Source organism: Streptomyces sp. NPDC057136, assembly GCF_042670885.1.
Lineage (GTDB): Bacteria > Actinomycetota > Actinomycetes > Streptomycetales > Streptomycetaceae > Streptomyces.
Genome location: NZ_JBHUUV010000022.1, coordinates 39835 through 59389, shown reverse-complemented (window position 1 = coordinate 59389; position 19555 = coordinate 39835). Strand labels below are relative to the sequence as shown.

Below are 19555 nucleotides of genomic sequence, written 5' to 3'. Positions count from 1 at the left end.
CTTTGTCGTCCGTAAACGATCACCTGGAGAAGTAGCGTGCAGTTGGTAGTCGCACGGATCGGCCGTGCCCACGGCATCAAGGGCGAGGTCACCGTCGAGGTACGCACGGACGAGCCCGAGGTGCGGCTCGGCCCCGGTGCCGTCCTGGCCACCGAGCCCGCCGAGACGGGTCCGCTGACGATCGAGACCGGCAGGGTCCACAGCGGAAGGCTGCTGCTCCGTTTCGAAGGCGTACGGGACCGTACGGGCGCGGAGGCCCTCCGTAACACCCTGCTGATCGCCGAGGTGGACCCGGACGAGCTTCCGGAGGACCCCGAGGAGTTCTACGACCACCAGCTCATGGACCTCGACGTGGTCCTCGCCGATGGCACCGAGATCGGCCGGATCACCGAGATCACGCACCTGCCGTCCCAGGACCTGTTCATCGTGGAGCGCCCGGACGGCAGCGAGGTGATGATCCCCTTCGTCGAGGAGATCGTCAGCGAGATCGACCTGGAGGAGCAGCGCGCGGTCATCACCCCGCCGCCCGGGCTGATCGACGCGAGCGAGGCCGTGGTCGCCACCTCGCGCGACGAGGAGGGCGAGGAGGGCGAGGAGGGCGACGAGTCCATCCCGTCCGGGGACGGGACCCGATGAGGCTCGACGTCGTCACGATCTTCCCGGAGTACCTGGAGCCGCTGAACGTCTCGCTCGTCGGCAAGGCGCGCGCCCGCGGCCGGCTCGATGTGCACGTCCACGACCTCCGGGAGTGGACCTACGACCGGCACAACACGGTCGACGACACCCCCTACGGGGGCGGTCCCGGCATGGTCATGAAGACCGGCCCCTGGGGCGACTGCCTGGACGAGACGCTGGCCGACGGCTACGAGGCCGGGGCGCACTCCCCGGTGATCGTGGTGCCCACGCCCAGCGGCCGGGCCTTCACCCAGGAACTGGCCGTCGAGCTCTCCGAGCGGCCGTGGCTGATCTTCACGCCCGCCAGGTACGAGGGCATCGACCGCCGGGTGATGGACGAGTACGCCACCCGTATACAGGTCATCGAGGTGTCCATCGGGGATTACGTCCTGGCCGGCGGGGAAGCCGCCGTACTTGTCATTACGGAGGCCGTGGCACGGCTGCTGCCGGGCGTCCTCGGCAACGCCGAATCGCACCGCGACGACTCCTTCGCACCGGGTGCCATGGCCAATCTGCTGGAGGGCCCCGTCTACACCAAGCCGCCCGAATGGCGCGGTCGCGGTATTCCGGAGGTTCTGCTCAGCGGTCACCACGGCAGGATCGCGCGCTGGCGCCGGGACCAGGCCTTCCGTCGTACCGCGCTCAACAGGCCGGATCTGATTGAGCGTTGCGAGGCATCGGGCTTCGACAAGAAGGACCGCGAGATGCTTTCCATCCTCGGCTGGTCCCCGGAGCCCGGCGGCCGATTTTGGCGCAGGCCCGAGGCCGTGGAAGAATAACGCTGCTGTACGTCCGGTGTGCGCCCCTGCCACAGGGGGAAAGACGCCCGCCCGACGCGATCAGCACCCGAATCTTCTCCCTCTCTCCCGTCGATGACCTGTGGCATCGGCGAAGAAAGCAGACAACATGTCTCATCTGCTCGATGGCGTCAACGCCGCTTCGCTGCGTACCGACGTCCCGGCCTTCCGCGCCGGTGACACCATCAACGTCCACGTGCGCGTGATCGAGGGCAACCGCTCCCGTATCCAGCAGTTCAAGGGCATCGTCATCCGTCGCCAGGGCGCGGGCGTCAGCGAGACCTTCACGGTCCGCAAGGTCTCCTTCAGCGTCGGCGTCGAGCGCACCTTCCCGGTGCACAGCCCGATCTTCGAGAAGATCGAGCTCGTCACCCGCGGTGACGTCCGTCGCGCCAAGCTGTACTTCCTCCGTGAGCTGCGCGGCAAGGCCGCGAAGATCAAGGAGAAGCGCGACCGCTGAGCTGACTCCAAGGCCATCGGCACGGCCGGATAAGCTTCGGCCCGATGGACACGGACACACAGCACATGGAGCGCGATCGCTCCTCCGGACCCGAAGAGGGGCCGGGGGAGGGGTCGCGCTTCTCGCGTATCCCGGGCCGGATATCCACCGCGATGTCCTGGCGGCGGGCCGTCTCCCTGGGGGCCGCCCTCACGGTGGTGCTGCTGCTGTTCAGCAACTTCGTGGTGCAGCCCTTCCTGATTCCCAGCGGCTCGATGCAGTCGACGCTGCGGGTCGGGGACCGGGTCCTCGTCAATAAACTGGCGTACCGTTTCGGCTCCGCACCGCAGCGCGGCGACGTGGTGGTCTTCGACGGGACGGGCTCCTTCGTACAGGAGACGTCCGGGGGTCACCCCTTCACCGCCCTGCTGCGCGGAGCGGCCGCGTCCCTCGGGCTGGCCGAACCCGCCGAGACCGACTTCGTGAAGCGGGTGGTGGGTGTGGGTGGCGATCGCGTGGTCTGCTGCGACCAGCGGGGGAGGCTTCAGGTGAACGGCCGGTCCGTGGACGAGCAGTACCTCTACCGGGGCGACGAACCGTCCTCGGTGGAGTTCGACATCGTCGTACCCGAAGGCACCCTGTGGATGATGGGTGACCACCGCAGCAACTCGCGTGACTCCCGGGAGCTCCTGGGACAGCCCGGCGGCGGCATGGTCCCGGTGGACATGGTGATCGGGCGGGTCGACTGGCTCGGCTGGCCACTGGGCCGGCTGGGCTCCCTGCCCGGCACCGACGCGTTCGACGGCGTAGGGGTACCGGGCGGAGCCCATGGGTAACCGCGGGCGGCCGCGCGGAGCGTCGGACGAGGAGGTCCCGCTGCCGACCGGGACCAGGCCGACCGCTCGCCGTTCGCTGCCGACCCGGGCGGAGCGCCGCAAACTGGCCCGCAAGGTCAAGCGGCGCAGGCGCAGGTCCGCGGCGAAGGAGATACCCCTCCTCATCCTCGTGGCGCTGCTGATCGCGCTGGTCCTCAAGACCTTCCTGGTGCAGGCGTTCGTGATCCCGTCCGGTTCGATGGAACAGACCATCCGGATCGGCGACCGGGTGCTGGTCGACAAGCTCACGCCGTGGTTCGGTTCGAAGCCGGAGCGCGGCGACGTCGTCGTGTTCAGGGACCCGGGAGGCTGGCTCCAGCAGGAGCAGACGACCCAGGAGGAGGACCCGCCCATCGGCGTCAAGCAGGCCGAGGAACTGCTCACCTTCATCGGGCTGCTGCCGTCCGACGACGAGCAGGACCTGATCAAGCGGGTGGTGGCCGTCGGCGGCGACACGGTCAAGTGCTGCGGCGAGGACGGCCGGATCACGGTCAACGGTGTACCGCTCAATGAGCAGTACGTGCATCCCAACGACAAACCGTCGACCCTCAAATTCGAGGTAAAGGTTCCGGCGGGCCGCATCTTCGTTATGGGTGACCACCGGTCCAATTCCGCCGACTCGCGGTTCCATCTCGACGAACCGGAAAAGGGCACGGTTTCCGAGGACGAGGTCGTGGGACGGGCCGTCGTGATCGCCTGGCCGTTCGGTCACTGGCGCAAGCTGGAGGAACGGGAGACGTACGCCTCGGTCCCGGCCCCCGGCACGGGGACGGCGGCCGGGCCCGCCGGGTCGAATAGTGTGTCCTCTCAGGATCGATACGGAATCGTCCCGTTCCCGACCCCTGCGGAACTCCCGCTCGTTATGGGAGTGGTGAGCCTGCACCGACCAGGGCGCGGGCAGTGGCACGGATTGAGGAGTGGATGTGGGGGATTTGGCGGTCGGCGCACGATCCGGACACGACGAACCCGAGGACCGGCCGGAGAAGGCCGAGTCTCAGGGGGAGGCGTCGGTGGACCGGACGGAGAGTGACGGCGACTCCCCGGACAGCGGTGGCAAGGCTCCGAAGAAGCAACGCTCCTTCTGGAAGGAACTGCCCCTGCTCATCGGTATCGCGCTGATTCTTGCGCTGCTGATCAAGACATTCCTGGTACAGGCGTTCTCGATCCCGTCCGACTCCATGCAGAACACGCTGCAGCGGGGCGACCGGGTACTGGTCGACAAGCTGACACCGTGGTTCGGCTCGGAGCCGGAGCGCGGCGAGGTCGTGGTCTTCCACGACCCGGGCGGCTGGCTGGATGACACCGTGCCGCCCGAGCCCAATGTGGCGCAGAAGTTCCTCAGCTTCATCGGGCTGATGCCCTCCGCCGAGGAGAAGGACCTGATCAAGCGGGTCATCGCGATCGGCGGCGACACGGTGGAGTGCAAGAAGAACGGGCCGGTGACCGTCAACGGCAAGGCCCTGGACGAGAAGTCGTTCATCTTCCCCGGGGACACCCCCTGCAATGACGAACCGTTCGGACCGATCAACGTGCCCGAGGGTCGTATCTGGGTCATGGGCGACCACCGCAGCAACTCGCTGGACTCCCGCTACCACCAGGAGCTGCCCGGTCAGGGCACGGTCTCCACGGACGAGGTCGTCGGCCGGGCCGTCGTCGTCGCCTGGCCGCTCAGCCGCTGGGCGACCCTGCCGGTCCCCGGCACCTTCGACCAGCCCGGGCTGAACGCGGCGGCTGCGATGGCGCCGGGCGCACTGGGTGTAGCCGGAGCGCTGCCCCTCGTGTTGTGGCGCCGCCGGAGGCTGACCCGCGGGCGTACCGCCGGGTAAGGTGCCGACTCGGATCAGCGATTGTCGATCTCCGATGGGGGAGCGCTGGGATGAGCGGAACAGGACGAGTGGGTGACGGCCACGGCCGGCTCGGCAATGTGTTGTCGAGCCTGGCCGTGGCTGTCGGCTGTGTGCTCTTCCTCGGCGGATTCGCCTGGGGAGCTGTGGTGTACAAGCCGTACACGGTGCCGACCGCATCCATGACCCCGACGGTCAACGCCGGGGACCGGGTGCTGGCGGAGCGGATAGACGGCGCCGATGTGAGGCGCGGGGACGTGGTGGTCTTCACCGATTCGGTATGGGGCGACCAGCCGATGGTGAAGAGGGTGGTCGGTGTCGGCGGTGACAAGGTCGCCTGCTGCGATGCCGACGGACGGCTCACCGTGAACGGCGAACCTGTTGAGGAACCGTATCTGCAGACGCAGTCGGTCACGGGGGGCCGGGCCGGGACGCCGGCCGCGCAGCAGGACTTCACGGCCGTGGTGCCCAAGGGCCAGGTGTTCCTCCTGGGTGACGAGCGCAGCACCTCGCTGGACTCCAGGGTCCACCTGGAGGACCCCGGGCAGGGATCGGTTCCGCTCAGCGCCGTGCAGGCCCGGCTGGACGCCGTCGCCTGGCCGTCGCAGAGCCTGATCGAGCGGCCGGAGAGCTTCGCGGGGCTGCCCGGCGGGATCTCGGCCGCCGGGCCGCTGACGCTCCAGCTCGGCGCCGTGGTGGTGGGCGTCGTGCTCATCCTGGGCGGGGCCGCCTACAGCACGATCGCGGCCCGGGTCGCACGCCGCGGCCGCACGGCGGGGCCCGCGGATGCCCGCTGAGTCGCGCAGGGTCGCCAGGGTGGTCCTTCTCGACCCGGACGACCGCATCCTGCTCCTGCACGGATTCGAACCGGACGACCCGGCGAAGACCTGGTGGTTCACCCCGGGCGGCGGCCTGGAGGGCGGGGAGAGCCGGGAGGAGGCCGCACTGCGCGAGCTCGCGGAGGAAACCGGGATCGTGGACGTGGAACTCGGTCCGGTGCTCTGGAAGCGGACCTGCTCGTTTCCGTTCGACGGGCGGCGCTGGGACCAGGACGAGTGGTACTTCCTGGCCCGAACGACGCAGACCGTCACTGCCCCGACGGACCTCACCGACCTGGAGCTGCGCAGTATCGCGGGTTCGAGGTGGTGGACTTCCGCCGAACTGCTCACGGCGCGTGAGACGGTGTACCCGACCAGACTCGCCGAGCTGCTGCGCACGCTGCTCGACGAGGGTCCTCCACGTCATCCGCTGGTCCTGGCCCCCGAAATCGTCTAATCGACCGGGAGCGGGAGAGGCTGACGCACAATAGGGGGACGCACGGCTGAAGGGGAACATGCCATGAGCGCCGAGGACCTCGAGAAGTACGAGACCGAGATGGAGCTGAAGCTCTACCGGGAGTACCGCGATGTCGTCGGTCTGTTCAAATATGTGATCGAGACCGAACGGCGCTTTTACCTCACCAACGACTACGAGATGCAAGTGCACTCGGTTCAGGGTGAGGTCTTTTTCGAGGTGTCCATGGCGGACGCCTGGGTCTGGGACATGTACCGGCCCGCCCGATTCGTCAAACAGGTCCGTGTTCTGACCTTCAAGGACGTCAACATCGAGGAGCTCAACAAGAGCGATCTCGAACTTCCGGGTGGCTGAGTTATCCACAATCGCTGAGTTATCCACCAAGATCCACCAGTTCCGGCCCGACGCGGCAGAGTCGGGGCCGGAGGTGGTGCCGAATGAACGCACGGGGGGCACTCGGGCGGTACGGCGAGGATCTGGCAGCGCGGCTGCTGACCGACGCGGGTATGGCGGTACTGGCACGCAACTGGCGGTGCCGGGCCGGAGAGATCGACATCGTCGCAGGTGACGGCGATGCCTTGGTCATCTGTGAGGTCAAGACCCGCAGGGCGGGAGCCTTCGAGCATCCGATGGCGGCCGTCACACCGGCCAAGGCCGAGCGGCTGCGAAGGCTCGCCGGGATCTGGCTCGACCGGCACGGCGGACCGCCGTCGGGCGGGGTCCGGATCGATCTGGTCGGAGTGATCCTGCCCCGGCGCGGAGCACCCGTTGCCGAGCATGTGCGGGGGGTGGCCTGATGGGGTTCGCTCGTGCGTGTTCGGTGGCGCTGGTCGGCGTCGAGGGCGTGGTGGTGGAGGTCCAGGCGGACCTGGAGCCCGGGGTGGCGGCGTTCACCCTGGTGGGTCTGCCGGACAAGAGCCTGGTGGAGAGCCGGGACCGGGTCAGGGCCGCGGTGGTCAATTCGGGTGCCGAGTGGCCGCAGAAGAAGCTCACGGTGGGCCTCTCCCCGGCGTCCGTGCCCAAAAGTGGCAGCGGATTCGATCTCGCTGTCGCGTGCGCGGTGCTCGGTGCGGCTGAACGCATCGACCCGGCGACCATCGCCGATGTGGTGATGATCGGGGAGCTGGGCCTGGACGGCCGGGTCCGTCCCGTGCGCGGTGTGCTGCCCGCGGTGCTCGCCGCCGCGGAGGCGGGGTATCGGCATGTGGTCGTCCCCGAACAGACCGCCGGGGAGGCGGCCCTCGTACCGGGCGTCTCGGTCCTCGGTGTACGGAGCCTGCGGCAGCTGATCGCCGTGCTCGCGGACGAGCCGGTCCCCGAGGAACCGGTGGCGGCCCAGGGGCGCCCCGACAGCATGCTGGCCGGGCTGATGATGCCCGGAGCCGGGGTGGGGACGGGACTTGCCCCGTTCGCGGCGCAGGGCAGCGACGGCCACCGGCCCGACCTCGCGGACGTCGCCGGCCAGCACAGGGCGCGCAAGGCTCTTGAGGTGGCTGCGGCAGGGGGCCATCACCTGTTGCTCTCGGGTCCGCCGGGCGCCGGGAAGACCATGCTGGCGGAACGGCTCTCGGCGATCCTGCCGCCGCTGACCCGTCAGGAATCCCTCGAAGTGACGGCCGTCCACTCGGTGGCGGGCATCCTCCCGCCGGGCGAACCCCTGGTCACCAGGGCGCCGTACTGCGCACCGCACCACTCGGCGACGATGCAGTCCCTGGTGGGCGGCGGCAACGGCCTGCCGAGGCCCGGAGCGGTTTCGCTGGCTCATAGAGGTGTGCTTTTTCTGGACGAGGCACCGGAGTTCTCCGGACGGGCGCTCGACGCGCTGCGGCAGCCGCTGGAGTCCGGACAAGTGGTGGTCGCCCGTGCGGCCGGAGTGGTGCGGCTGCCCGCGCGGTTCCTGATGGTCCTTGCCGCCAACCCGTGTCCCTGTGGCCGGCACACCCTCAGTGGGGCGGGCTGCGAATGCCCGCCCGCCATGATCCGGCGCTACCAGTCGCGGCTTTCCGGGCCCCTGCTCGACCGGGTCGATCTGAGAGTCGAGGTGGAGCCCGTCAGCCGGGCGGACCTCATGGGGCGCGGTGGGCGGGGCGAGACGACGGCCGAGGTCGCCGCCCGGGTGCGGGAGGCGAGGCAGCGGGCGGCCGACCGGCTCGCGGGCACTCCCTGGACCACCAACAGCGAAGTGCCGGGCCATGAGCTGCGGACCCGGTTGCTCGCGGCCCCCGGTGCGCTGCTCGCGGCCGAACGCGATATGGAACGGGGAGTCCTGACGGCCCGGGGACTGGACCGGGTGCTGAGAGTGGCGTGGACCGTCGCGGACCTCCGGGCCGCCGACCGCCCCGATGCCTCGGACGTCGCGGTGGCCCTGGAACTGCGGACGGGTATCCAGCGAGGGGTGCCGATGGAAGCCGGGGCGTCGTGAACCGGCTGATGGAAGGCGATGGAGGAGACGCGGAGCGCGATGACCGGGCGCGGGCGGCGCGGATGGCTCTGACACGGATTCTCGAACCGGGCGACGAGCGCGCCGGCCGCTGGCTGCGGGAGACCGGTCCGGTCGAACTGGTCCGGCGCCTCACCACCGCCGACGGCTCGGCGGAGCAGCTGCCGGGGATGACGGCTGTGCGGCTGGGTGGCTACCGCTTACGGGCGGCGGCGGCGGCCGAACCGGAGCGGGATCTGGCGGCGGTGGCCGCGGTCGGCGGGCGTTTCGTCTGCCCCGGCGACCGGGAGTGGCCGACCCAGCTCGACGACCTGGGCGATGCCAGGCCGATCGGACTGTGGGTACGGGGGCGTTCCGACCTGCGCCTGTGGGCACTGCGCTCCGTCGCGGTGGTCGGCGCCCGGGCCTGCACACCGTACGGGGCACATATGGCCGCACATCTCGGTTCGGGGCTCGCGGAGCGCGGCTGGGTGGTGGTCTCCGGGGCCGCGTTCGGTGTGGACGGGTCGGCGCATCGCGGAGCCCTGGCCGTGGGTGGCGCGACGATGGCGGTGCTCGCCTGCGGGGTGGACGTCACCTATCCGCGGGGTCACGCCGAGTTGATCGGACGCATGGCCGAACAGGGCCTGATCATGAGCGAGTTGCCGCCGGGTGACCACCCGACGCGCAGCAGGTTCATTCTCCGAAACCGGGTGATCGCCGCCCTGACCCGAGGGACGGTCGTGGTCGAGGCCGAGTACCGCAGCGGCTCGCTGGTCACCGCCCGCAGCGCGCAGCGGCTCGGCCGTTTCACGATAGGGGTACCTGGCCCTGCGACCAGTGGGTTGTCGGCCGGAGTCCACGAATTGCTGCGCGGTGAGGGCGTGTTGGTGACCGACGCCTCCGAAGTGGCCGAACTGGTCGGTGACATCGGCGATCTGGCTCCCGCGAGGCGCGGCCCGGTGCTCCCCAGGGACCTGCTCGACGCCGTGACCGCACGGGTCCTGGAGGCGCTGCCGTACCGGGGCGCCGTCGACGGCCGGGAGGTGGCGCGTACCGCCGGCATCACCGCCGACGAGGCGCTCGGCCGACTGTACGAACTGCACTCACTGGGGTTCGTCGAACGGGAGGGCGACGGATGGCGGTTGACGCCGAGGCCGACATGCAACGGGGACGCGCGGCGAGGCGGTACTTGACCTGGAGCATTCGGGTGAAAAGGTGAAGCCGATGACCTCGGCAGCTCTCTCGGTGATGCCTCCGGGGCCGGCGCACACGGCGACGGCCCCGGATCCCAGTCATGGCCGGCGACGCGCGCGATGGGGCAGAATCGCCCGGTGCAGGTCCCCGGTCCTGCGCGTACCGCTACGCATCGGTCACGCTACGCTCACAAGGATTCCGCACCAGACAGAAGTTCCCCAGCGCTTCACAGCAGAACGGCTCAAGGCACCACATGCCCCAGCACACCTCCGGGTCTGACCGTGCAGCAGTACCACCGGCTGCGCGTGGCACTGTGCGTCCCCCCGCCCCCTCCTCCCTCGACGAGTTGTGGCGTTCCTACAAGTCCACGGGCGACGGGCGGCTGCGGGAGCAGCTGATCCTGCACTACTCGCCCCTGGTGAAGTACGTCGCGGGCCGGGTGAGCGTGGGGCTGCCTTCCAACGTGGAGCAGGCGGACTTCGTCTCCTCCGGAGTCTTCGGACTCATCGACGCCATCGAGAAGTTCGACATCGAGCGGGCCATCAAGTTCGAGACGTACGCGATCACCCGGATCCGTGGCGCGATGATCGACGAACTCAGGGCGCTGGACTGGATCCCCCGCTCCGTGCGGCAGAAGGCGCGGAACGTGGAGCGCGCCTACACCACGCTGGAGGCGCAGTTGCGGCGCACGCCGTCGGAGGCGGAAGTCGCCGCGGAGATGGGCATCGCCCTGGAGGAACTGCACGCAGTTTTCAGCCAGTTGTCACTGGCGAACGTGGTGGCCCTGGAAGAGCTGCTGCACGTCGGCGGCGAGGGCGGCGACCGGCTGAGCCTGATGGACACGCTGGAGGACACCGCCGCCGACAATCCGGTGGAGGTCGCCGAGGGCCGTGAGCTCAGACGGTTGCTCGCCCGGGCCATCAATACGCTCCCCGAACGGGAGAAGACGGTCGTCACCCTCTACTACTACGAAGGTCTCACCCTCGCCGAGATCGGCAACGTCCTCGGGGTCACCGAGAGCCGGGTCAGTCAGATCCACACCAAGTCCGTGCTGCAACTCCGGGCGAAACTGGCCGACGCGGGGCGTTGAAGCGCCTCGGACACCCGCCTTCCGGCGCCCGGCCGGGCCGGCTTCGGCCACTCGAACGCAGGCGCGCACCCCCTCCTGAACACCTGCCGCCGTAGAGTGGATACGTGCCCAGGATTCGAGCGGCCTCCGTGGCCGAGCACCGGACCATGCAGCGCGGCGCCCTCCTGGACGCCGCACGCTCCTTGCTGTCCGAGGGCGGTACGGAGGCATTGACCTTCCCCGCTCTCGCCGAGCGCACAGGACTCGCACGGTCCTCCGTCTACGAGTACTTCCGCTCCCGTGCGGCCGTCGTCGAGGAGCTCTGCGCCGTCGACTTCCCCGTCTGGGCGGCCGAGGTCGAGAATGCGATGGAGCGTGCCCACACGCCGGAGGACAAGATCGAGGCGTACGTCCGCCGGCAGCTCGACCTCGTAGGAGACAGGCGCCACCGGGCGGTCGTGGCGATCTCCGCGAGTGAGCTGGACGCGGGTGCGCGCGAGAAGATCCGGGCCGCGCACGGCGGACTGATCGCCATGATCGTCGAGGCACTGAGCGATCTCGGACATACGCAGCCGAGGCTCGCCGCGATGCTGCTCCAGGGCTCGGTGGACGCCGCGGTGCGCCGTATCGAGCTGGGCGTGGCCGAGGAACCGGGCGTGGTCGCCGACACGGCCGTCGCGATGATCCTGCGCGGTGTAAGGGGCTGACGGCCGCCACTGCCGCGGCCACCGCGAGCATCCCCACATGGACCGCATGGACCGCATGGACCGCATGGACCGCATGGACCGCATGGACCGCATGGACCGTATGCCCGGGCGCCCCGCGCTCTCCGTAGCCCGCTTTCCGGATACCGGCCGCAGGCCAGGACTCCCCTCCGGCCGAGGGCTGCGGCGCCGGTTCCGGTACGCCGAACACCGGCAGCAACCGGGAAGGGCCGCGCCTCAGCAGTGAGGGCGGCAGCAGCGACAGGGGATCCAGATAGGTCCCGCCGCGCCGCAGTCCCCAGTGCAGACAGGCCCCGGGGCAGTGGAACGGCCCCGGCTCCAGAACCGCAACCGGCTGTCCGGCCACGACCTCCTCTCCCTTGGTGACCAGGGAACGCACCGGCTCGTACGTGGTGCGCAGCGGTGGCTCCCCGCTCCCGGCCACCTCGATGGCGAGCACGCCCCGTCCGGCCACCGGCCCGGCAAACGACACCCGGCCCGAGGCGGCCGCCAGCACCGGGACGCCCGGTCCCGCGGCGAGATCGGCGCCGCGGTGCCCCGGCCCGTACGGCCCGGCGGGCGGCTCCCAGCCGCGTACCACCGCAGGGCGGCCCGCCAGCGGCCACGAGCGGTCTCCGTCCGGCGCGGGCCGCCCTGACGCATAGGCCCCGGCGCAGGCGGCCAGGACCGCGAGCAGGGCCGCGGACACGGCGAGCAGAGCCGAGGACGCGGCGAACAGGGTGGCGGCCGGGGAGCGGGACAAGGGCGTTCCACGGGACAAGGGCGTTCCAGGGGTGCAGCGCATGACCGCAACGCTGCCCGGCGCCGCCGGTCCGCGGGGATCATGAACACCGATCTGTGGACAACGGACGGGTTGTGGACATCGCCGTCACCCGGCACCCGGCGGGTCCCGTACACTTCCTTTGGCGATCCGGGTGACCGGGTCGACTTCGCACGCCCCGCCACCACCCTCTCTGCGGACGGTGGCCGCGCTCCTCGGTCCCTTGTGGCACGGCGCGTCGGGGCGTCAGGCGCGACAGCAATCCTGCGGTCGCGATAACCGAGTACCTCAAGGAGTACGGCCATGGCCGTCGTCACGATGCGGGAGCTGCTGGAAAGCGGCGTCCACTTCGGTCACCAGACCCGTCGTTGGAACCCGAAGATGAAGCGCTTCATCTTCACGGAGCGCAACGGCATCTACATCATCGACCTGCTCCAGTCGCTGTCGTACATCGACCGCGCCTACGAGTTCGTCAAGGAGACCGTCGCCCACGGCGGTTCCGTCATGTTCGTCGGCACCAAGAAGCAGGCGCAGGAAGCGATCGCCGAGCAGGCGACGCGCGTGGGCATGCCCTACGTCAACCAGCGCTGGCTCGGCGGCATGCTGACCAACTTCTCCACCGTCTACAAGCGCCTCCAGCGCCTGAAGGAGCTGGAGCTCATCGACTTCGAGGACGTGGCCGCGTCGGGCCTCACCAAGAAGGAGCTCCTGGTTCTCTCGCGCGAGAAGACCAAGCTGGAGAAGACCCTTGGTGGTATCCGCGAGATGCAGAAGGTGCCCAGCGCCGTCTGGATCGTCGACACCAAGAAGGAGCACATCGCCGTCGGTGAGGCGCGCAAGCTCCACATCCCGGTCGTCGCGATCCTCGACACCAACTGCGACCCCGACGAGGTCGACTACAAGATTCCGGGCAACGACGACGCGATCCGCTCCGTCACCCTGCTCACCCGCGTGATCGCCGACGCCGTCGCCGAGGGCCTCATCGCCCGTTCCGGTGCCGCCACCGGTGACTCGAAGCCGGGCGAGAAGGCCGCCGGCGAGCCGCTCGCCGAGTGGGAGCGCGACCTGCTCGAGGGCGACAAGAAGGCCGACGCCGAGGTTCAGACCTCCGCCGAGACCGAGAAGGTCGCGGACGCCGAGGCTGCTGAGATCCCCGCCGCCGAGGCTGCTGTCGAGACCCCCGAGGTCGAGACCCCCGCTGCCGAGGCCGAGGCTCCGGCCGCGGACGCTGAGCAGGCCTGACACCCGTCACGGCTGAAGACGGCGGGGGCCGGTGCCACAAGCACCGCCCCCGCCGTTCACCCGTAGATCTTTCAGACTTCGAGAGAGAAATACAGACTCATGGCGAACTACACCGCCGCTGACGTCAAGAAGCTCCGTGAGCTCACCGGCGCCGGCATGATGGACTGCAAGAAGGCCCTCGACGAGGCCGACGGCAGCGTCGACAAGGCCGTCGAGGCCCTCCGTATCAAGGGTCAGAAGGGCGTCGCCAAGCGCGAAGGCCGTTCTGCCGAGAACGGCGCCGTTGTCTCCCTCATCTCCGAGGACAAGACCTCCGGTGTCCTGCTCGAGCTGAAGTGCGAGACGGACTTCGTCGCCAAGGGCGAGAAGTTCCAGGCCGTCGCCAACGCGCTGGCCGCGCACGTCGCCGCCACCTCCCCGGCCGACATCGAGACGCTTCTCGCGTCCGAGATCGAGGCCGGCAAGACCGTCCAGGCGTACGTGGACGAGGCCAACGCCAACCTCGGCGAGAAGATCGTCCTGGACCGCTTCGCGCAGTTCACCGGCGGTTACGTGGCTGCGTACATGCACCGCACCATGCCCGACCTCCCGCCGCAGGTCGGCGTGCTCGTCGAGCTGGACAAGGAGAACGCCGAGGTCGCCAAGGACGTCGCGCAGCACATCACTGCCTTCGCCCCGAAGTACCTCACCCGCGACGAGGTCCCGGCCGAGACGGTCGAGAACGAGCGTCGGGTCGCCGAGGCCACCTCTCGCGAGGAGGGCAAGCCCGAGGCCGCCCTTCCGAAGATCGTCGAGGGTCGCGTCAACGGCTTCTTCAAGGACGTCGTCGTCCTGGACCAGGCGTTCGCCAAGGACCCGAAGAAGTCCGTCCAGAAGGTCCTGGACGAGGCCGGTGTCAGCCTGAAGCGCTTCTCGCGCATCAAGGTCGGCATCTGAGCACGTCCGCGAACAACGGTGGACCCCGATAGGGTCTAGTGCAGTCGACGGCCGCACTCATGCCGTACGACCGCAGATCTGACGAGGAGGCCATTGCCGCTGAGGGACACCAGACCCACCGGCAATGGCCTTCTTCGTATGTGCACGAGGAGAATTTCCATGGACAAGGGCGCGGACGCCACACAGGCCGACCACAAGCGCGACGAGGGCACGATTTCCGGACGCTTCATGCTGAAGCTGTCGGGGGAGGCGTTCGCCGGCGGCGGGGGCCTCGGTGTCGACCCCGATGTCGTGCACACCATCGCCCGCGAGATCGCCGCGGTCGTACGGGACGGCGCGGAGATCGCGGTAGTGATCGGCGGCGGGAACTTCTTCCGTGGTGCCGAGCTCCAGCAGCGCGGCATGGACCGGGCCCGGTCCGACTACATGGGCATGCTCGGCACCGTAATGAACTGCCTCGCACTCCAGGACTTCCTGGAGAAGGAAGGCATCGACTCGCGCGTCCAGACCGCCATCACCATGGGCCAGGTCGCGGAGCCGTACATCCCGCTGCGCGCCGTGCGGCATCTGGAGAAGGGGCGCGTCGTCATCTTCGGCGCCGGCATGGGCATGCCGTACTTCTCCACCGACACCACCGCCGCCCAGCGCGCTCTGGAGATCGACGCCAAGGCTCTGCTGATGGGCAAGAACGGGGTGGACGGGGTCTACGACGCCGACCCGAAGACCAACCCCGGCGCGGTGAAGTTCGACGCCCTCGAGTACAGCGAGGTGCTCGCCCGCGATCTCAAGGTCGCCGACGCCACCGCCATCACGCTCTGCCGTGACAACCAGCTGCCGATCCTCGTCTTCGAGCTGACCGCCGAGGGCAATATCGCCCGCGCAGTCAAGGGTGAGAAGATCGGCACGCTTGTGAGTGACGAGGGCACCAGGGCCTGACGGCCCCCAAGGATGGACAACGGCCTGCCGGTCGGACACCGTGCAGGCGAGGACGCGACGCAGGATGACCCGCAGGGCCCGACGATGCCGGGTCCACTCAAGACACGCAGGAGCACGTGGTGATCGAAGAAATCCTCCTCGAGGCCGAGGAGAAGATGGAGAAGGCCGTTGTCGTCGCGAAAGAGGACTTCGCCGCGATCCGCACCGGCCGTGCGCACCCGGCGATGTTCAACAAGATCGTCGCGGACTACTACGGCGCGCTGACCCCGATCAACCAGCTGGCCTCGTTCTCGGTTCCCGAACCGCGGATGGCCGTGGTGACTCCGTTCGACAAGACCGCACTGCGCAACATCGAGCAGGCGATCCGTGACTCCGACCTCGGCGTCAACCCGAGCAACGACGGCAACATCATCCGTGTGACGTTCCCCGAGCTCACGCAGGACCGTCGCAAGGAGTACATCAAGGTCGCCAAGACCAAGGCCGAGGACTCCAAGATCTCGATCCGCTCCATCCGCCGCAAGGCGAAGGAGACGCTCGACAAGCTCGTCAAGGACAAGGAGTCCGGCGAGGACGAGGTGCGTCGCGCGGAGAAGGAGCTCGACGACACCACCGCGAAGTACGTCGCTCAGGTGGACGAGCTGCTCAAGCACAAGGAAGCCGAGCTGCTCGAAGTCTGATGAACGACTCTTCCTGGGGTGCCCCGCAGGGAGCCGGTTACTGGGGCGCGCCCCAGATGGGAGCCGCCCCGGCGGGTCCTGCATACGATGTGCATGACGCCCAGCACACTCGGCCCATGCCCATCGTGCCGGACGTTCCCGACGCAGGTAGAGACGCTGACAACCGCGATGACCGGGACAGGGAGGCCGCGCGCGTCAGCGGCCCCCTGTTCCGTGACGAGATGCCGCAGGAGCCCATGTCCACCCCGCCGCAGCCCCCGCCGAAGAAGCGTGCCGGGCGTGATCTCCGCGCCGCCATAGGGGTGGGTGTGGGGCTCGGTGCCGTCATCTTCGCCTCGCTCTTCGTCGTGAAGGCCGCCTTCATCGGCGTGATCGTCGCCGCCGTCGTGGTCGGTCTGTGGGAGCTCACCACCCGCCTGGAGGAGCGCAAGGGCATCAAGGCGCCCCTCGTGCCGCTCGCGGTCGGTGGCGCGGCCATGGTTGTCGCCGGGTATGTGCGCGGGGCGGAGGGTGCCTGGGCCGCCATGGCGCTCACCGCGCTCGCCGTGCTGGTCTGGCGGATGACCGAACCGCCCGAGGGATACCTCAAGGACGTCACGGCCGGCGTGTTCGCCGCCTTCTACGTGCCGTTCCTGGCCACCTTCGTCGCGATGCTGCTCACCGCCGACGACGGCCCGCAGCGGGTCCTGACGTTCCTGCTGCTGACCGTGGTCAGCGACACGGGGGCGTACGCGGTGGGCTGGCGCTTCGGCAAGCACAAGCTCGCGCCGCGCATCAGCCCCGGCAAGACCCGCGAGGGCCTGCTCGGTGCCGTGAGTTTCGCCATGGTCGCCGGTGCGCTGTGCATGGAGTTCCTGATCGACGACGGCTCCTGGTGGCAGGGACTGCTGCTGGGTCTCGCGGTCGCCGCCAGTGCCACCCTCGGTGACCTGGGCGAATCCATGATCAAGCGCGATCTGGGGATCAAGGACATGGGCACGCTGCTGCCCGGCCACGGCGGCATCATGGACCGGCTGGACTCGCTGCTGCCGACCGCGCCCGTGGTCTGGCTGCTGCTGGTGCTTTTCGTCGGATCGGGCTGACGCACCGCGTCGGCACACCGTCTGACCTGCAATGTTGTGAGTGAGGGTCCGTTGTCCACAGGACGGCGGGCCCTCACTCGTCTGTCTGCGACACTGGATGAACCATGCCTAAGCCCGGAGAACTCACTTTTGTCGCGCCCCGCGGAGCCACGAAGCCGCCGCGGCATCTCGCCGACCTCACGCCCGACGAGCGCAAGGAAGCAGTCGCCGCGATCGGCGAGAAGCCGTTCCGCGCCAAGCAACTGTCGCAGCACTACTTCGCGCGGTACGCGCACGACCCGTCGGAGTGGACCAACATTCCGGCCGGTTCGCGGGCCGGTCTCGCCGAGGCGCTGTTCCCCGATCTGATGTCCGTGGTGCGGCACATCAGCTGCGACGACGACACCACCCGTAAGACCCTCTGGAAGCTGCATGACGGGACGCTCGTGGAGTCCGTCCTCATGCGCTACCCGGAGCGGGTGACGATGTGCATCTCCTCGCAGGCGGGCTGCGGGATGAACTGCCCGTTCTGCGCCACGGGGCAGGCCGGGCTCGACCGCAATCTGTCGACCGCCGAGATCGTGCACCAGATCGTGGACGGCATGCGGGCGCTGCGTGACGGTGACGTTCCGGGTGGGCCCGCGCGGCTCTCCAATATCGTCTTCATGGGCATGGGCGAGCCCCTCGCCAACTACAAGCGCGTCGTCGGTGCGATCCGCCGGCTGACCGACCCCGAGCCCGACGGGCTGGGCCTTTCGCAGCGCGGGATCACCGTCTCCACCGTGGGCCTGGTGCCCGCGATGCTGCGCTTCGCCGACGAGGGCTTCAAGTGCCGTCTCGCCGTCTCGCTGCACGCCCCGGACGACGAGCTGCGCGACACGCTCGTCCCCGTGAACACGCGCTGGAAGGTGCGGGAGGTGCTGGACGCCGCGTGGGAGTACGAGGCGAAGTCCGGCCGCCGTATCTCCATCGAGTACGCGCTGATCCGCGACATCAACGACCAGGCGTGGCGGGGCGACCGGCTCGGCCGGCTGCTCAAGGGTAAGCGTGTCCACGTCAACCTGATCCCGTTGAACCCGACGCCCGGTTCCAAGTGGACTGCTTCGCGGCCCGAGGACGAGAAGGCGTTCGTCGAGGCCATCGCGGCCCACGGCGTGCCGGTCACGGTCCGGGACACCCGCGGCCAGGAGATCGACGGGGCCTGCGGACAGCTGGCGGCCTCCGAACGCTGAGGTGGAAGGGGCCCGGTGTAACCTGGGCGCCACATTCAACTTCATATTCCGACAGGGGAGCGCCACAGCGCTGAGAGTGCGGCACCAAGGACAGGTTGGCCGCAGACCCTCTGAACCTCGCCCGGGTCATTCCGGGTAGGAAGTTCGGACCTTACTCAAGCTGTTGCGCCCTGCCCGTTTCCCGATGATCACCGGGGAGCGGGCAGGGCCGCGTCTCTTCCTGGTCACGTCCAGGAGGAATCACATGAGCACCACCAAGAAGATCACCGTGACCGCGGTCGCCGCCGCGCTCGGTGTCACGGCTCTCGCGGGCTGCGGCAGTTCCGACGACGCGGCTTCCGAGGGAACGAAGGGCTCAGGCTCCAAGACCGTGACGCTGGTCAGCCACGACTCCTTCAACGCCTCGAAGGACGTACTGAAGGCGTTCACCAAGGAGACCGGCTACACCGTCAAGGTCCTGAAGAGCGGTGACGCCGGTGCCGCTCTCAACCAGGAGATCCTGACCAAGGGCTCCCCGCGCGGTGACGTGTTCTTCGGTGTCGACAACACGCTGCTCTCCCGCGCCCTCGACAACGGCCTGTTCACGCCGTACGAGGCGAAGGGCCTCGACCGGGTCGCGGACGATGTGCAGCTCGACGCGGACAAGCACCGGGTCACGCCCGTCGACACCGGGGACATCTGCGTCAACTACGACAAGAAGTACTTCGCCGACAAGAAGCTCGCGCCGCCGCAGTCCTTCGACGATCTGCTGAAGCCCGCGTACAAGGACCTTCTCGTCACCGAGAACGCCGCCACCTCCTCGCCCGGTCTCGGCTTCCTCCTCGGCACCGTCGCTACCAAGGGCGAGGACGGCTACGAGGACTACTGGAAAAAGCTGAAGGACAACGGCGTCAAGGTCGTCGACGGCTGGGAGCAGGCGTACAACGACGAGTTCTCCGGCTCCGCGGGCGGCAAGAAGGCCAAGGCCGACCGGCCCCTCGTGGTCTCCTACGCCTCCAGCCCGCCCGTCGAGGTGCTGTACGCGGAGCCTCAGCCGGACGAGGCCCCGACCGGCGTCGCCACCGGGACCTGCTTCCGCCAGATCGAGTTCGCGGGTCTGCTGGACGGCGCGAAGAACGAGGCCGGCGGCAAGGCCCTGCTGGACTTCCTGATCGGCCAGAAGTTCCAGGAGGACATGCCGCTGAACATGTTCGTGAACCCGGTCGCGAGCGATGCGAAGCTGCCCGAGCTCTTCACGGAGTTCGGCGCGAAGGTCGACAAGCCGGCAACCGTGGCCCCGGAGAAGATCGCCGAGAACCGTGAGCAGTGGGTCCGGTCGTGGTCCTCACTCGTGGTGAAGTAGCCGGCAGCTCCGTGCGTAAGGGGCAGGGGCGTAAGG

22 protein-coding genes, 1 pseudogene and 1 riboswitch are annotated in these 19555 nt (G+C 68.9%); of the genes and pseudogenes, 22 read left to right on the top strand and 1 reads right to left on the bottom strand.

The window, feature by feature from the left end; translation table 11 throughout:
* Window positions 1-36 precede the first annotated feature (36 nt).
* From rimM to ACFT7S_RS24485, 15 genes are all read left to right on the top strand, one after another.
* Window positions 37-636, top strand: a complete 600-nt coding sequence (gene rimM, locus ACFT7S_RS24555; RefSeq protein ID WP_382735294.1) for a ribosome maturation factor RimM — start codon at window positions 37-39, stop codon at window positions 634-636.
* Window positions 633-1454 (top strand): tRNA (guanosine(37)-N1)-methyltransferase TrmD, encoded by an 822-nt coding sequence (trmD, locus tag ACFT7S_RS24550; protein WP_382735292.1) that lies wholly within the window; start codon window positions 633-635, stop codon window positions 1452-1454. Before rimM ends, trmD begins: the two co-directional genes overlap by 4 nt.
* A 127-nt stretch (window positions 1455-1581) precedes the next feature.
* A complete protein-coding gene (gene rplS, locus ACFT7S_RS24545) occupies window positions 1582-1932 on the top strand; it encodes a 50S ribosomal protein L19 (RefSeq protein ID WP_382735290.1) in 351 nt (116 codons plus the stop codon).
* A gap of 44 nt (window positions 1933-1976) precedes the next feature.
* Window positions 1977-2747 carry a signal peptidase I gene (gene lepB / locus ACFT7S_RS24540; protein WP_382735288.1) on the top strand — a complete coding sequence of 257 codons (771 nt, stop codon included), beginning with the start codon at window positions 1977-1979 and terminating at the stop codon, window positions 2745-2747.
* The gene (gene lepB / locus ACFT7S_RS24535) at window positions 2740-3816 is read left to right on the top strand and encodes a signal peptidase I (RefSeq protein WP_382735286.1); all 1077 of its coding nucleotides are present in this window, start codon (window positions 2740-2742) and stop codon (window positions 3814-3816) included. The genes lepB (ACFT7S_RS24540) and lepB (ACFT7S_RS24535) overlap by 8 nt, the downstream gene beginning before the upstream one ends.
* Window positions 3719-4612: a signal peptidase I gene (lepB, locus tag ACFT7S_RS24530; RefSeq protein WP_382735396.1), complete on the top strand. Its 894-nt coding sequence runs from the start codon at window positions 3719-3721 to the stop codon at window positions 4610-4612. Before lepB (ACFT7S_RS24535) ends, lepB (ACFT7S_RS24530) begins: the two co-directional genes overlap by 98 nt.
* 50 nt (window positions 4613-4662) lie before the next feature.
* On the top strand, window positions 4663-5427 hold the full coding sequence (gene lepB / locus ACFT7S_RS24525) for a signal peptidase I (protein WP_382735284.1): 765 nt from the start codon (window positions 4663-4665) through the stop codon (window positions 5425-5427).
* Window positions 5417-5905: an NUDIX hydrolase gene (locus tag ACFT7S_RS24520; protein WP_382735282.1), complete on the top strand. Its 489-nt coding sequence runs from the start codon at window positions 5417-5419 to the stop codon at window positions 5903-5905. The genes lepB (ACFT7S_RS24525) and ACFT7S_RS24520 overlap by 11 nt, the downstream gene beginning before the upstream one ends.
* Window positions 5906-5968: 63 nt before the next feature.
* The gene (locus ACFT7S_RS24515; protein WP_003965949.1) at window positions 5969-6277 is read left to right on the top strand and encodes a DUF2469 domain-containing protein; all 309 of its coding nucleotides are present in this window, start codon (window positions 5969-5971) and stop codon (window positions 6275-6277) included.
* An 83-nt stretch (window positions 6278-6360) separates the two neighbouring features.
* On the top strand, window positions 6361-6720 hold the full coding sequence (locus ACFT7S_RS24510) for a YraN family protein (RefSeq protein ID WP_382735280.1): 360 nt from the start codon (window positions 6361-6363) through the stop codon (window positions 6718-6720).
* Window positions 6720-8345 carry a YifB family Mg chelatase-like AAA ATPase gene (locus tag ACFT7S_RS24505; protein ID WP_382735279.1) on the top strand — a complete coding sequence of 542 codons (1626 nt, stop codon included), beginning with the start codon at window positions 6720-6722 and terminating at the stop codon, window positions 8343-8345. The genes ACFT7S_RS24510 and ACFT7S_RS24505 overlap by 1 nt, the downstream gene beginning before the upstream one ends.
* A 62-nt stretch (window positions 8346-8407) precedes the next feature.
* Window positions 8408-9538 (top strand): DNA-processing protein DprA, encoded by a 1131-nt coding sequence (gene dprA / locus ACFT7S_RS24500; protein WP_382735394.1) that lies wholly within the window; start codon window positions 8408-8410, stop codon window positions 9536-9538.
* Window positions 9539-9792: 254 nt separating this feature from the next.
* Window positions 9793-10629, top strand: coding sequence for an RNA polymerase sigma factor WhiG (whiG, locus tag ACFT7S_RS24495; RefSeq protein ID WP_382735277.1), 837 nt, complete (start codon window positions 9793-9795; stop codon window positions 10627-10629).
* 128 nt (window positions 10630-10757) lie between these two features.
* Window positions 10758-11315 carry a TetR/AcrR family transcriptional regulator gene (locus ACFT7S_RS24490; RefSeq protein ID WP_382735392.1) on the top strand — a complete coding sequence of 186 codons (558 nt, stop codon included), beginning with the start codon at window positions 10758-10760 and terminating at the stop codon, window positions 11313-11315.
* A 37-nt stretch (window positions 11316-11352) separates the two neighbouring features.
* Window positions 11353-11559, top strand: a complete 207-nt coding sequence (locus tag ACFT7S_RS24485; protein ID WP_382735275.1) for a hypothetical protein — start codon at window positions 11353-11355, stop codon at window positions 11557-11559.
* 78 nt (window positions 11560-11637) lie between these two features.
* Here the strand turns inward: ACFT7S_RS24485 and ACFT7S_RS24480 are convergent.
* Window positions 11638-12117: pseudogene (locus ACFT7S_RS24480) on the bottom strand (peptidoglycan DD-metalloendopeptidase family protein); the annotation flags it as partial.
* 279 nt (window positions 12118-12396) lie between these two features.
* Between ACFT7S_RS24480 and rpsB the strand changes: the two are divergent.
* The 7 genes from rpsB (at window position 12397) to ACFT7S_RS24445 (ending at window position 19519) form a co-directional block, all read left to right on the top strand.
* Entirely contained in the window at window positions 12397-13335 is a 939-nt protein-coding gene (rpsB, locus tag ACFT7S_RS24475; protein WP_382735273.1) for a 30S ribosomal protein S2, read from the top strand.
* Between the two features lie 99 nt (window positions 13336-13434).
* A complete protein-coding gene (gene tsf / locus ACFT7S_RS24470) occupies window positions 13435-14271 on the top strand; it encodes a translation elongation factor Ts (protein ID WP_382735272.1) in 837 nt (278 codons plus the stop codon).
* Between the two features lie 159 nt (window positions 14272-14430).
* Window positions 14431-15207 carry a UMP kinase gene (gene pyrH / locus ACFT7S_RS24465; protein WP_362834785.1) on the top strand — a complete coding sequence of 259 codons (777 nt, stop codon included), beginning with the start codon at window positions 14431-14433 and terminating at the stop codon, window positions 15205-15207.
* Between the two features lie 119 nt (window positions 15208-15326).
* Window positions 15327-15884, top strand: coding sequence for a ribosome recycling factor (gene frr, locus ACFT7S_RS24460; protein WP_073726823.1), 558 nt, complete (start codon window positions 15327-15329; stop codon window positions 15882-15884).
* Window positions 15884-16966 carry a phosphatidate cytidylyltransferase gene (locus ACFT7S_RS24455; protein ID WP_382735269.1) on the top strand — a complete coding sequence of 361 codons (1083 nt, stop codon included), beginning with the start codon at window positions 15884-15886 and terminating at the stop codon, window positions 16964-16966. Before frr ends, ACFT7S_RS24455 begins: the two co-directional genes overlap by 1 nt.
* A 104-nt stretch (window positions 16967-17070) precedes the next feature.
* Window positions 17071-18177: a 23S rRNA (adenine(2503)-C(2))-methyltransferase RlmN gene (gene rlmN, locus ACFT7S_RS24450; RefSeq protein WP_382735267.1), complete on the top strand. Its 1107-nt coding sequence runs from the start codon at window positions 17071-17073 to the stop codon at window positions 18175-18177.
* Window positions 18178-18220: 43 nt separating this feature from the next.
* Window positions 18221-18337: riboswitch (TPP riboswitch) on the top strand.
* An 84-nt stretch (window positions 18338-18421) separates the two neighbouring features.
* A complete protein-coding gene (locus tag ACFT7S_RS24445) occupies window positions 18422-19519 on the top strand; it encodes a thiamine ABC transporter substrate binding subunit (RefSeq protein ID WP_382735265.1) in 1098 nt (365 codons plus the stop codon).
* Window positions 19520-19555: the final 36 nt, after the last annotated feature.